Here is a 13,959-nt window from a genome sequence, read left to right as displayed (position 1 = left end):
ACAACAGATTCCCATTTGGAGGTGCATAAAATGCTGCCATATATACTGACAGTACTAGTGTTCTGGTTTTTATTCTACTATGCTATTGCGTTAGAATATTTTCGTGTCATTAACATTTACCCAAAAGAAAAGTGTATGAATATTGGAAATAAGCGGTGGAGTTGTTACCCGTATACGAAAAGAAATACATATAGGGAAATACCCGCTGAAGTTATCTGGGGGAATAGATTTATGGCTGCGTTAACAGTGATAACGCTCTTTTTATTCCTGGTGAAAGAAGACAGTAAGGTTACATTAGTAGAAAACTATATTCTCTTTTTAGGTGCTATATATATCATCTGTATGATAAGCATGAATTACCGGGCTTTTATATACGTATGTAAGAGAATGACTATAAAAACGTTGAATATGTGGTTAACTAATAAAGAATTAATACGAAAGGAATGGAAAGCAATAGACTTGATTTCTGTGTATAAAAGAAACAATAGAACTTTGGCTGAGGTAAAAATAAAAGATAATGATATAGTTCTCAGAGATGTCATATTAGACAGTGTTAACCCGGAAGATTTGCAAAATAATGAATTCACGGTAAAAGAAATGGGAGGGGTATGCTGGGTTGAGCTGGAAAGGGGCAAAAAGTATTGTTATATAGAAGATATTGCAGATGCGATCGTAGAACAGGAGGAAGATGTCTCTTACTATTTAAACATAGTGGAATTTTCTCTGACTCCCTATTTTCATAATTATGATAGTATAGCGCTGGGAAATAAAAATATGATTCAATTGCCCAGGGTGAGTAAAGATTGGACAATAGATGAAAACTTTGAAGCCCTGTGCAAAATAGCTGAGAAATGGTGCCGCGCAAACAATATCCCTTATCAGTACAAAGAGATGGACCAGATAATGTCAATACTTTGAGAATCAAGCCATTCATCGCCTGCTTTTTGAAAGCGGCAGCCGGATATGTCCGGCTTTTTTGTCAAAAGACAGCCAGGCAGGGGGACAACAGACTATAGACAATCCCATGGGTAATTCGCTATAATGGGAATAGTTAGTAAAAAGGGTTTGGCTATGGAACGTTGAAGAAATACAAAGGAGGATCCTATGAAAGAGACAGAAGAAAGAAGCAAAGGACCGAAAGCTTTAAGCTGGAGATTGGCGGCAGCTGTGATTTTTGGAAGCCTGCTGTTTTCAACCACAGCTATGGCAGCGGAGGGAGACGGGGAACTATGGGTCAATGGACAGAATATCCTGGAGGCGGAACAAAACACAGTGCCCTGCGGGGCAGGTACTGCAGTATACGATGCATCCAGACATGTGCTTACATTGAACAGCGCAGTAATAGAAACGGGAAATGAGGACGGCAATGGCATCTCTGTGAAATATGAAGGGGAGACACCCGCAGATCTGACGATTCAGCTTGCAGGGAGCAGCCGGATTCAGGCGGGGAAGGACGCCCAAATTACAGGCGGTATATTTTCTCCGGGCGGGATTACCGTTCAGGGGAACGGAGCCTTGAGTATTGAGGCTGAGGACGGCATCTATACAGCAGAAGACTTGCGCTTAAAGGGAGGCAGCATCACGGTGAAATCCAAAGAGCCGGCTCTTCAGGCGGAACAGGACATAGGGATTGAGGGGGCATCTGTCGCAGCACACTCCTCAGAAAATATGGGAATCTGTGCAGGGGGTACGATCTCGGTCAAATCCGGCAATGTGTCTGCCAAAGGCGGACCGGGGATGCCAGGCGTGGCTGCAAGGCAGACACAGGGGGCAGAGGGAGAGGAGCCTGAACTTCAGATTCTCCTGGATTCCGGATATGCAGAGAGAAACGGCGGGGAAGCCGCAGTATCAGACTGGTTCCAGGAGGGGGAAGAGACGGCTGCATGGACCTCTTTTCTCAATCCAGGAGAGAAGGGAAAGCTTTCCCCGGATTTTGGCAACGCTATGAATGAGGTCAGAATTGAAAAGAAGGGCAGCTGGATCAGAGACAGAATCGGCTGGTGGTATCAGTTCCAGGATAAGTCATATCCGGTGAATCAGTGGAAATACATTGACAGACAGTGGTACTATTTTAACGGCTCAGGCTATATGGCTACCGGGTGGCTGAAAAAGGGGAATGTCTGGTACTATCTGAAGCCAAGCGGAGCGATGGCCACCGGCTGGTGCAAGGTGGGAAATACCTGGTACTATCTGAAGGACAGCGGAGCGATGGCCACCGGCTGGGTACTCTTGGATAATACCTGGTATTATCTGCGGGGAGACGGAGCGATGGCTAAGGGCTGGTTACTGACCGGCGGCAAATGGTATTATCTGAAGTCCGACGGAAGCATGGCTGTGGGATGGCTGAAATCAGGCAGTCTATGGTATTATCTGGAGGACAGCGGAGCGATGGCCACCGGTTGGAGACTTCTTGAGGATGAGTGGTACTATCTGAAAGCCGACGGAAGCATGGCTGTAAACTGGTGCAAGGTAGGAAATACCTGGTATTATCTGAGATCCGACGGAAGAATGGCCACGGGCTGGCTGAAGCTGGGGAAGACCTGGTATTATCTGAAGGACAGCGGAGCGATGGTAACCGGTCTGTATCAGGTGGCAGGAAAAAATTATGTGTTTGATTCCAGCGGGGCTATGAAGACTGGATGGGCAAAAACCAATAACGTCTGGTATTATCTGAAGAGCGACGGAGCAGTCTATACCGGTTGGCTGAGAGATGGAAATACTACCTATTATCTGAAGGAAGACGGGGCCATGGCCACCGGCTGGTTCCTGACAGAGAATGAGTGGTATTTTGCCGACAGCAGCGGTGCCATGGCGGTGAACCGCTGGATCGGTAATTATTATGTAGGAAGTACAGGCGCCATGCACACCTCGGGCTATACACCGGATGGCTATTATGTGGATACGGACGGCATGTGGATGCCTCTCTCAGAGGATGATATGAAGACAGACGGTGACCGGATGGTGACGAAATATTACTATTTCACATTGCCAGAGACATGGAATAACCGGATGGAATATTTCGTGGGGAGAGGACTTTGGGCGTTCCTGTATGCAGACACTGTCATGGATGGCAATCAAAAGAAGCAGGAAGAGCTGTTCACCATTGAGGCGGTGAGGACGGAGCAGGAAGCGAGAGAATACGCAGCGGAAATGGAAGACGGAAGATATCTGGGCCAGCACTCCGGACTTTGGTTTATTGCAGGCGGTGATGAGAACACAGTGATTGATCTGTACACCAAGGCACAGCAGGCGGAGATTCAGCAGATGCATAAAGATGCGGAAAGTATTTTAGATTCCCTGGTATTCAGATAATAAGGAAAATAAGAGAAACAGCAGGACAAGCTTGGGTGGTTGTCCTGCTGTTTCTTTAATGCATTTACCACAAGAGGATTCATTATGGATCCGTTGGGAGTTTGCCGAAGACCATTAGTTGGAATTGAGGAATGGATAGATAAATAAAATGCTTATAGGTTAACATAACTGAAAAATAGTTGGACAAATCGTATAGAAAAATGTTTAAAAATGGAAAAATATAGTGCATTTTATATGAATTTCCTGTATAATGGAGACAAGTGGTGCGGATATGGATTAATTGTATGGAAGCGGAAAATAGCATTTGGCCGGTTTCTCTAGTTTTATGTAAAGGAGGAGGGAATAAAGGGTTAAAAAAACTGGTCATTACTATAAATAAAAAATAAGGAGACGAAGGAGGAAAGGTATGAAAAGCAATTTGGAAGGAAAATGCAGAGGGATGGGCATCTGGAATTGGTTACTGAGTATTGCAGTTCTTGCAGGTGTGGTATTGCTGCCGTCTACCGTGTTGGCTGAAGGCAATTCCAAGGAAGAGATATGGGTAAATGGGGTTAATATCCTGGAAGATGCGGACAGTACGGTGGAATGCGGGGAGGGAACCGCAGTATACGATGCCGAATCACGTACATTAACACTCAGCGATACGGATATAACTAAAGCTGCAAATAACGGCAGCGCTATTCAGGTCTTAAAAGGAAGTGACATACCAGAGAAAGTGACGGTGAAACTGCAGGGAACGAACCGTATCTATCCCCTGGAGAATGAAAGTATAGATATGGGTATATACTCTATGGGGCAGATTAGCATTACAGGGGCGGGTTCACTTGATATTACTACCCGTAATAACAACGACATTCGGCCAGGAGGGGTTTTTGCGTTCAGCGGCTGCGATATTGACGGGATTACTCTTACAATTAAAGACGAATCAGAAAAACGCCACGCCGTAGCTGGGATCGACAGTAATCAGTTTGAGAATGGGCATTGCAGTATTCAGGATTCTGTTGTTGTAATAGAGGGATATGACTGCGGCATTAATGTACCGACAAATAATATCAGCATAAAAGGAAGCAGTATCACTGCAAATAATATCGGGACAGGCATCTCCGGGGGAGTAAATGGAACATTTATAATTGAAAATAGTACATTAGATTTGTCTGTGAGTGAAAACCTGGAACAGGGGGAAACTACCGGTTGGGATGCCATAGGGATATTAAGCGGAGCAGATGTTACAATTAAAAAATCATCCGTAAATATAAAAGGCGCAACATCAAACGGTATATATACAGATGGGGGCATAATAGTTAATGATGCTTCAGTTTTGAATGTTGAAAGTAATTATCCTGCCTTGTATGGTGTAAATGATATTGTGATAGACAACAGTGAGATAAATGCTGCTGCTGAAGACAGCGCCATTTATTCCAAGTCCAATATAGTTATTCGGGGAGACTCCAATGTGTCTGCAAATGGATATTATGCCGGGTTAGATGCAGACGGCAATATTACCATTCAGGGGGGTGACGTATCCTCTGTGTCATCCAATGACTTGGGAATCTACCTGCGGGGAATATTTACTGTCAATTCAGGAAAAGTATACGCTAAAGGGGCTGAGGGCTTTGCAGCTATTGGCGTGGGACGCGACAGACAGTCAGAGGACAAGGAAGCAGTTCCCGGAATCGTAATAGACAGCGGATATGCAGAAAAGGACGGCGGTAAAATTGCCGTGTCTGATTGGTATGAGTGGAGAACGGGAATTATCCGTTCCTGGACATCGTTTATTCCCCAGGAGGACGAGGGTCCTCTGCTGACGGATTTAAGCAATGCAGTGAATGAGATCACAATAGAAAAAGAGGCACCGCAGGAGAAAACAGGTGTCTGGAAGCAGAACAAAACCGGCTGGTGGTATGAATATGCAGACGGTACCTATCCGGTGAGCCAGTGGAAATATATTGACAATACTTGGTATTACTTCAACGGATCTGGCTATATGGCCACAGGCTGGCTGAAGCAGGGAAATACCTGGTATTATCTGAAGAGCAGCGGGGCAATGGCTACTGGGTGGTATAAGGTAGGAAAGTACTGGTATTACTCAAAAGAGAATGGAGCTATGGTTACCGGCTGGCTTCTGGACGGGAACACCTGGTACTACCTGAGAAGCGACGGGTCCATGGCCACCGGCTGGTATATGGCAGGGGGCAAGTGGTACTATTCCAACGGAAGCGGAGCAATGCAGACAGGCTGGCTGAAACAGGGCAAAATCTGGTATTACCTGAAGGCAGACGGAGCCATGGCTACCGGCTGGTACCTGGACGGAAACACCTGGTACTATTCCAACGGAAGCGGAGTGATGCAGACAGGCTGGATAAAATCAGGAAATACCTGGTATTATCTGAAGGCAAGCGGAACGATGCAGACGGGCTGGCTGAAGCAGGGCAGGATCTGGTATTATCTGAAAGCAGACGGAGCCATGGCTACCGGCTGGTATCTGGACGGGAACACCTGGTATTATGCCAACGGAAGCGGAGCGATGCAGACAGGCTGGCTGAAGCAGGGGAATACCTGGTATTATCTGAAGAGCAGCGGAGCGATGGCTGTGGGCTGGTGTCGGGTGGGAAGCACCTGGTATTACTTTAAAAAAAACGGAGCGATGGCTGTCGGCTGGATAAAGGACGGGAATACCTGGTATTATCTCAATCCTTCAGGGGCAATGGCCGCTAACCGCTGGATTGGCAGCTACTACGTGGGACCAAGCGGGGCTATGTATGTCTCCAGATATACCCCGGACGGTTATTATGTGGACAGCGACGGTGTATGGATGAAATTAGGTGATGACGATATAGACTTCGACTTAGACCGGGTAGTGACAAAATATTTTTATATGACAGTACCGGAATCCTGGGATGAGCCTGTGCAGTACGGAGCCATTGACAAGATGTGGATCGCCATGTATGCCGCTGCCTTCAAAAACGAAAGCGGAGAGGATGACTATGAGCCGCTTTTTGGTGTTGTGGCAGCGAAGACAAAGCAGGAAGCAGAGCTTTATATGGCGGAATTAAAGAATCCGAAAAACCTGGGACAGCATTCCGGTATGTGGTTTGTAGCGGGACAGGACAAGGAGAGTGCGATTGACTCTTACGGGCCGGAGCAGCAGGCAGAGATCTTGAAGCTGCAGGCAGATATTCCGGGAATCCTGAATTCTATCGTATTCAGATAAACAGAAAAAAGGCAGATATCGTATAGTGTCTGCCTTTTTCAGGCTAAGGGTCAAAAAAAATCAGAATCAATACAGAAATATAATGAAAATTTGACAGGTATCTTATATAATAGGAACCAGAAGTATGATTTTCCTAAACATCACGATATAGAGCATAAATCATAAAAGAAACTGAGGAGGAGATGAGTGGAAAAGGTCGGAAGGTCTTGGTTTATGCTGTTATATAAAAAACAAGGAGATGAAGGAGGAAAATGATGAACAACCGGAGTAAAGAAAAGGTAAAAAGAACATTCTTAGGGAAATGCCTGGCGGCGATGGCTGTCCTGATTGGAATAGCAGTACTGCCGGCAACGGTAAGGGCGGCAGAGCCGGATAAAGTGCTGTGGGTAAACGGACAGAACATATTGGAGGCAGAAGATAATACAGTGCCGTGCGGCGAGGGCACTGCTAAATATGATCCTGCAAGCGGGATCCTTACATTAGAAGAAGCTGTGATTAATACAGGGGCTGTGGGAGATTTTGGTATTTATGCAGAAGATTCTTCAGGCGAACCGATGAACCTGAGTCTGCGTCTGAACGGAACAAATGAGATACAGGCTGATCTGGGTGAAGCTGCTATTTCAGGAATAAATGTCTCAGGAAGTATAGACATTGAGGGAGAAGGCTCTCTTTACCTGAATACAGAGGTAGGAATGTACGTAGGCGGGGAACTTCTTCTGACAAATGCACATCTCACTGTAAACAGCGTAAATGAAGCTATAGCAGCTGATAAAGATATTATTGTTAAAGGAAAAGGAAGCACTCTCTATGTTGGATCACAGGAATGGATAGGCATATGGACCGAGGGTTCCTTTATACTGGAAGCCGGGAGGGTGTATGTAAAAGCAGAAGGAGATATGCCTGCTATGCTTGTTGTGCGGCATAAAGAGTCCGAGGATGCGGAACCGACTGACAATAACATATATCTGGCGGAAGGATATAGTGAGATTAGCGGGGGAAGAATTGAGTCTACAGAATGGCTTAAAGATGAATATACAAAGACACTATATGCAGGAGTATCTTTTGCAGCCCCCGATGTCAGTGGTAAGCTTGCTGATGATTTATCCAATGCCATGAAAGAGATTAGCATTGAGAAGCAGACAACTCCCCCGGTGAAGACTGGCGGGTGGAAAGAGAATAAGACAGGCTGGTGGTATCTTTATTCAGACGGCACCTATCCTGTGAACCAATGGGATCTCATTGACAACAAATGGTACTATTTCAATGATTCCGGCTACATGGTAACGGGCTGGCTGAGACTGGGGAATACCTGGTATTATCTGAAGGGTGACGGATCTATGGCCACCGGCTGGTACCAGGCGGGCGGAAAGTGGTATTATTCCGACAACAGCGGAGCCATGCAGACGGGCTGGCTGAAACTGGGGAATACCTGGTACTATCTGCGGGGTGACGGAGCTATGGCCGCCGGCTGGTATATGGCAGGAGGAAAGTGGTATTATTCTGACAACAGCGGAGCGATGAAGACAGGCTGGCTGAAGCAGGGAAGCACCTGGTATTACCTGAAAGCAGACGGATCTATGGCGACAGGCTGGTATCAGGATGGAAAGACTTGGTACTATGCCAACGGAAGCGGAGTGATGCAGACAGGCTGGATAAAATCAGGAAATACCTGGTATTATCTGAAGGCAAACGGAGCCATGCAGACGGGCTGGCTGAAGCAGGGCAAGATCTGGTATTATATGAAAGCAGACGGCTCCATGGCCACAGGCTGGTATCAGGACGGAAAGACCTGGTATTATGCCAACGGAAGCGGAGCGATGCAGACAGGCTGGCTGAAGCAGGGGAATACATGGTATTATCTGAAGAGCAGCGGAGCCATGGCTGCGGGCTGGTGTCAGGTGGGAAGCACCTGGTATTACTTTAAAGAGAGCGGAGCGATGGCCACCGGGTGGATAAAGGACGGAAAGACCTGGTATTATCTCAATTCTTCAGGGGCAATGGCCGCGAACCGCTGGATTGGCAGCTACTACGTAGGAGCAAGCGGAGCTATGTATGTATCCAGATATACTCCGGACGGTTATTATGTAGACAGCGACGGCGTATGGATGAAATTAGGTGATGACGATATAGACTTCGACTTAGACCGGGTAGTGACAAAATATTTTTATATGACAGTACCGGAATCCTGGGATGAGCCTGTACAGTACGGAGCCATTGACAAGATGTGGATCGCCATGTATGCCGCTGCCTTCAAAAACGAAAGCGGAGAGGATGACTATGAGCCGCTTTTTGGTGTTGTGGCAGCAAAGACAAAGCAGGAAGCAGAGCTTTATATGGCGGAATTAAAGAATCCGAAAAACCTGGGACAGCATTCCGGCATGTGGTTTGTAGCTGGACAGGATAAGGAGAGCGCCATTGGCTCTTACGGACCGGAGCAGCAGGCAGAGATTCTGAAGCTGCAGGCAGATATTCCGGGAATCCTGAATTCTATCGTATTCAGATAAACAGGATAAAAAGGCAGATATCATTTGGTATCTGCCTTTTTTAGACTGCCGGCCAAAGTGCTCTTCAGCCGATAGCCATATCATTTGCCTTTGCAATTTTTATGTATTCAGCCAGGATTCCTATGAACTGACTGTTGGTTGGCTTGTCTGTTATAGTACTGTGGGTCAGCCGGCAGTACCGCTCCTTGTGGCCGCTGCGCCAGACTATCTGAATGGCATGGCGGATGGAGCGTTCCACGCTGCCGGTGGTTGTGTGATACTCGTCTGCGATCTCGGGGTACAATTTTTTGGTGATCCCTACCAGAAGACTGGGCTCCCTCATGACCTGGAGAACTGCATATTTGATATAATAGTAACCCTTCAGATTAGGTGACAGTCCCAGATGATTCAGCAAGAGAGTGAGATTGTTGGAGACGCTTTCATCCTCTGGACAAGCCTCCGCAGGAGACGGTATTGCTGCTGCCTGGCCTATCTGCAGTAGTCCTGACAACAATTGGTTTACTTTTCCATTTTCGTCAGTTAAACTAACATTATAAATCTTGTCATCCGAAAATACGATTTGCAGAGTTTTCATTTCCATTATAGTGTTCCTCCATCTTATTCTTGGCGGTTTCTGTATAACCTTGGGATACCGCATATGGTAAATTATAGAGAAGAGCAGCGATCAATGTCAATTCACGCAATATGTATAAAAATACCAAATATGGAAGGGCTGATATATTGAAAAGGGAAAAGATTAAAAAGATTTGCCGGGACCGGGGATATACCCTGGAGGAATTGGCGAAAATAAGCAGGATTCCTCTGAGTACATTGGCAAAAATAAGCAGCGGGGATACCCCGGATCCCAGGTTTGAAACCATGCAGTCCATTGCCTCTGCTCTCCGGTGTTCCATGGATGAATTCTCTGACCGGGATCCCAAAATTCCTTATCAGTACGAGGAATACGTATATAAGATGAAGCAGCTGGCGCCTCATATAAAGGAATATATTAAGTTTATTATAGATTTGGAATATGACCGCATGATCTATCTGAAAACAGAGGATAAGATCCGGCTCAGATGTTTTGAGTTCACCAACGTAGTGGACGGGCTGGGGGAATATGAGAGCAAGATAGAAAAAATGATTGTGGCAGACAATAATTTATTAACCAGAGACTGTACCTTTTGCGTGCACATCTGCGACAATGCTCTGGAACCTCAGTTTTTCAGAGGCTCTTTTCTGGGATTCCGGTACGAAGATGAAGTTATGCCTAAGCAGGGGGAGATTTGGATGTTTCTGAAGGAGGGGTATCTCTATATTGGCAGGTACTATCACTATAAAGAGAAACATTTATTAAAATCGCTCAACGGCAACATAGACGATATGGTAATTACTAAAAAACTGGACTGCAAGAGAATGGGGAAATTTATAGGTGTCATTAAAAATGAAGTTTCCATTGAGTATCTTCCCTGCCCCCAGCTTATTAAGGGCAGGGAGGGTGAGACTCATACAGATGAGCGGCTGTGAGTGTTCCGGTATTCTTTTGCACTGCATCCTGCAATTTTATTAAAGTATGCGGAAAAATATTTGTAATCCTTATATCCCACCTGTTCCGCTATCTCATAATATTTGAGATCTGTGCCGCACACCAGATCCTGGGCCTTTTGAATACGGAGTCTGTGGATATACTCTTTAAAGGCATAGCCGGTTTCCGCTTTAAAGATCCGGCTCAGATAGCCTGGGGATAGGTAGGCAGCTCCCGCCGCGTCCTCAAGATGGATATCTTCCGTGTAATGCTGGTGTATGTAGTGCAGCGCAGGTTCAATCTGGGAATGTGCAGGGTGTTCCGCTTTGGCGGGAAGGGCAAGGCTTGCAATGAGATCCATAATTTCCCGGGGGGTTTCCATCTCTTCCATCAGCGCATTTATCTTCAGAATATCCCCGGTATCCTCTGAGACAGCTCCCAGCAGGACCGCCAGCCGTTTGACCGATTCCAGAAACAGCAGACGGGAGCATTTATGCTCTTCCATGTAGGAATAGTAGGTATGAAGCTGCTGCTGGATCCGGCCGGAGTCTCTGGAAAGTATGGCTGTTATAAGCTGACTTTCATAGGTGTAGGGCTGTATCTTTGCGTCAGAGGTAAAACTCTGTTCCGGGGTGAGAAGGGTATAGGGCTGCCCGATGTTCCAAAAGCAGTGTTCCAGCGCCTGGGTGAGAACCGTGTAGACAAGGGGGAATTCTTCCGCGGAAGTAACATCCCTCATTACAACAATGGAATTGCCAAAGGTGACCGGAAGTATACCGGGGAGAATATCATCCATGACATCCCGGTCCAAAGGGTATTCTTCTGTATTCAGAATAACAATGGCATGCTGATCCCGGATGAAAAAGGCAAAGGGCTGAAAACGCAGAAAATGCTGGATCAGACTGCCAAGAACCAGCTTCTCATCTGTACTGTCCGTGCGGATCAGGGCCAGTGCATAGGAAGAGGCAAAGAGATCCAGGCCGATTTTTCCCGCCTTTTTTGCAAAATGAGAATAGGAAACCTGATTCTGCAGAAACCGGGAGAGCAGGGTGCCCTTAATCAGATGGCGGTTTTCCTCATAGATATCTTTGAGCTGAGAAACTTTATGAGAGCTGGCCTGAGCCGCCTCTGCTTCTTTTTTGACTTTGACTACTGTTTCCAGAATCTTTTTGCTGTCTGCACTCTTTAAAAGAAAGGCGCTTACCTTGACATCGATGGCGCTGGTAAGATTCTCAGTATTTCCGTAAGCAGTGAGAATTACTACCCTGGTTTCCGGCAGCAGTTCTCTGAGCCGCTGGGCCAGCTCCAGACCGTCCATAAGGGGCATCTGGATATCTGCCAGGACAATGTCAGGCCGGAGGCGGACCGCAAGCTGCAGAGCTTCCTCCCCGTTGCCGGCTTCTCCTATGACCTCCATGCCGTTGTCCTCCCAGGGAATGGCGTAGCGCATGCCGTGCCGGATAAAATCTTCATCATCTGCAATCAGTATCTTTATCATATCGTACTCTCCTTTGGCTGCGTGATTTTAAATACACTGCATTCCTTTTCTACATAATATTCCATTGGATAAGCTTCCCCATATTTCAGACGGAGGCGCTCCCTGATATTTTTGAGGGCGAGCCCTTTCTGAGAATCTGTGGGGTCGGCCAGGATGGCGCTGATCTCGTCCGGACAGATCAATTCGCCGGTATTGGCTACTTCATATATAATATTGCCGTTTTCCTCATAGATGGTAACCCGGACAAAGCCGTGGAGGCTGTTTTTCAGGCCGTGGACCAATGCGTTTTCCACCAAAGGCTGCAGAAGAAAGCTAAGAACATACTCATCCATGAGATTCTCCGGACAGGTCTGGAAGAACTGGACTTTGCTTCCGTAGCGTATCTGCTGAATGGTTATATAGCAGGAAAGATGTTCTAACTCCTGTGACAAGGGGATTTTATCGTTTGTCTTGGGCGTGAGGGTCAGACGCATCATTTTCGACATATTGGAAACCATGGTGCTTACATTTTGGGTATCTCCCATCTGGGCCATCCAGTAGATGGTGTCCAGCGTATTGTAGAGGAAATGGGGATTGATCTGGGTCTGCAGCATATCAAGCTGGGACTGCTTTAATTTTAATTCTCCCATGTAAACCTCTTTATAGAGAAATTCAAGCCTCTCAGCCATTTCATTGAAATGATGAGAGAGAACAGAGATTTCATCTGTCCCCTTTACCGGTACACGGACGGAAAAGTCTTCATTGGACAGGGAGGCCATGCGCCGTCCCAGCATGTCCATGGGCTTGGTGATAATCTTCGCAAAGGCCAGTGACAGCAGGATGGAAAAGGCGAATACCAGAACAGACAGAATCATCATGTTGGAGAGAAAGGTCTTCTTCACCACCGTAAGGACGTCCGGCCTGGTAATGCTGTATATAATGAGATCCGTGTGCTCTATGGAGTAGGCCGAGAGAATCCGGTTGCTTATAATTTTACTGTTTTCCGCAGAAGCTGCCAGCTGAGATAGTTTTTGATACGAGAGCTCCTCTTTGGGGAAATCTGACTGCCGGCTGGTATCTGACTCTACCAGACATCCGTTGCCCGGGGAGAGAAGAAAATAAGAGGTTTGATCATCCTTCTGGTTTTCCGCAATAGCAGCCTTTATCTTAGCGCAGCTGATGGAGAGCTTTATATAGCCAATGTGCTGGGAGATATTGCTGGGATTTTTTAACAGCCGGGTGAGATATAGGTATCCGTTCTTCTCTCTGGCAGCGGAATAATCCCAGCTGGGAGATGCGTTCTGTTCTTTGGCGGCCTCCGTATCCTCATTGGTCAGACGGATGTTAGATCCCACACCAATCATATCCGGTACCATGTTAGCGAGTGTAATGCCGTGAATGCCAGAGGAAAATCCATAGGGCATAGAAAGGAGAATATCGCTGGCATTTTTTTTGTCTTTCAGATAAGATGGACTGGAGGGGGGCTCTGTGAGAAAGGTCCTCAGGTTTTGTTCCATGAGGGGATACAGGGTTAAGTCCAGGGCATCGCTGAAGAACACATCAATATTCTTCCCCACCTCATTGATATTGGCGGCATAGAGGTTCTTGAGATCCTTCTGGGCGCTTTTGATAAACAGGTTACTGGCAACAATATATATAATAAGAATGGGAATCGCTACAAGGCAGAGGAAAAACAGAATAATTTTCTTCCGCATGGTCATTTTAACTTTCATAGTCATACTCCTTATGGCAGATTGTTCTCTGGTTGGATCTTATCATCAGAAGACAAAGAGTGTCAATGAAATAGGGGGAGAATCCCCAAGGAGATGATTTTTTAGGATACTGGTAAATAACTTAGGATGTTTTTGCCCTCAGAAAGGCCGACATGCGCTCAACAGGTCATTTTAACAGGATATCAAAAACAATAACTTCGGTTTTTTCTTTTCGCCGG

At 46.4% G+C, this 13,959-nt stretch carries 8 protein-coding genes; 5 read left to right on the top strand and 3 right to left on the bottom strand.

Features of this window, described 5'->3' with window-relative positions; genetic code table 11:
* The first annotated feature begins 30 nt into the window (after positions 1 to 30).
* The 4 genes from ACGHCT_RS19570 to ACGHCT_RS19555 all read left to right on the top strand — a co-directional run bounded on the left by ACGHCT_RS19570 (position 31) and on the right by ACGHCT_RS19555 (position 9,027).
* Positions 31 to 918, top strand: coding sequence for a hypothetical protein (locus tag ACGHCT_RS19570; protein ID WP_390437281.1), 888 nt, complete (start codon positions 31 to 33; stop codon positions 916 to 918).
* Positions 919 to 1,104: 186 nt separating this feature from the next.
* Complete coding sequence (locus tag ACGHCT_RS19565) at positions 1,105 to 3,312, top strand: carbohydrate-binding domain-containing protein (protein WP_390437280.1); 2,208 nt, start codon at positions 1,105 to 1,107, stop codon at positions 3,310 to 3,312.
* 406 nt (positions 3,313 to 3,718) lie between these two features.
* Positions 3,719 to 6,523, top strand: coding sequence for a hypothetical protein (locus ACGHCT_RS19560; protein WP_390437279.1), 2,805 nt, complete (start codon positions 3,719 to 3,721; stop codon positions 6,521 to 6,523).
* A 254-nt stretch (positions 6,524 to 6,777) separates the two neighbouring features.
* Positions 6,778 to 9,027 (top strand): hypothetical protein, encoded by a 2,250-nt coding sequence (locus ACGHCT_RS19555; protein WP_390437278.1) that lies wholly within the window; start codon positions 6,778 to 6,780, stop codon positions 9,025 to 9,027.
* Positions 9,028 to 9,091: 64 nt separating this feature from the next.
* On the opposite strand, the gene ACGHCT_RS19550 is transcribed toward ACGHCT_RS19555, so the two are convergent.
* Entirely contained in the window at positions 9,092 to 9,607 is a 516-nt protein-coding gene (locus tag ACGHCT_RS19550) for a sporulation initiation factor Spo0A C-terminal domain-containing protein (protein WP_072853341.1), read from the bottom strand.
* 140 nt (positions 9,608 to 9,747) lie between these two features.
* Here ACGHCT_RS19550 and ACGHCT_RS19545 point away from each other — a divergent pair, with 140 nt between their 5' ends.
* Complete coding sequence (locus tag ACGHCT_RS19545) at positions 9,748 to 10,533, top strand: helix-turn-helix domain-containing protein (protein WP_390437277.1); 786 nt, start codon at positions 9,748 to 9,750, stop codon at positions 10,531 to 10,533.
* On the opposite strand, the gene ACGHCT_RS19540 is transcribed toward ACGHCT_RS19545, so the two are convergent.
* On the bottom strand, positions 10,512 to 12,029 hold the full coding sequence (locus ACGHCT_RS19540; RefSeq protein WP_390437276.1) for a response regulator: 1,518 nt from the start codon (positions 12,027 to 12,029) through the stop codon (positions 10,512 to 10,514). The genes ACGHCT_RS19545 and ACGHCT_RS19540 overlap by 22 nt on opposite strands.
* The gene (locus tag ACGHCT_RS19535; RefSeq protein ID WP_390437275.1) at positions 12,026 to 13,741 is read right to left on the bottom strand and encodes a sensor histidine kinase; all 1,716 of its coding nucleotides are present in this window, start codon (positions 13,739 to 13,741) and stop codon (positions 12,026 to 12,028) included. Before ACGHCT_RS19535 ends, ACGHCT_RS19540 begins: the two co-directional genes overlap by 4 nt.
* Between the last annotated feature and the right edge of the window lie 218 nt (positions 13,742 to 13,959).

It is taken from the genome of Lactonifactor longoviformis (assembly GCF_042848515.1).
GTDB classification, from domain to species: domain Bacteria; phylum Bacillota; class Clostridia; order Lachnospirales; family Lachnospiraceae; genus Lactonifactor; species Lactonifactor longoviformis.
This window is presented reverse-complemented; position numbering and strand designations above follow the sequence as displayed.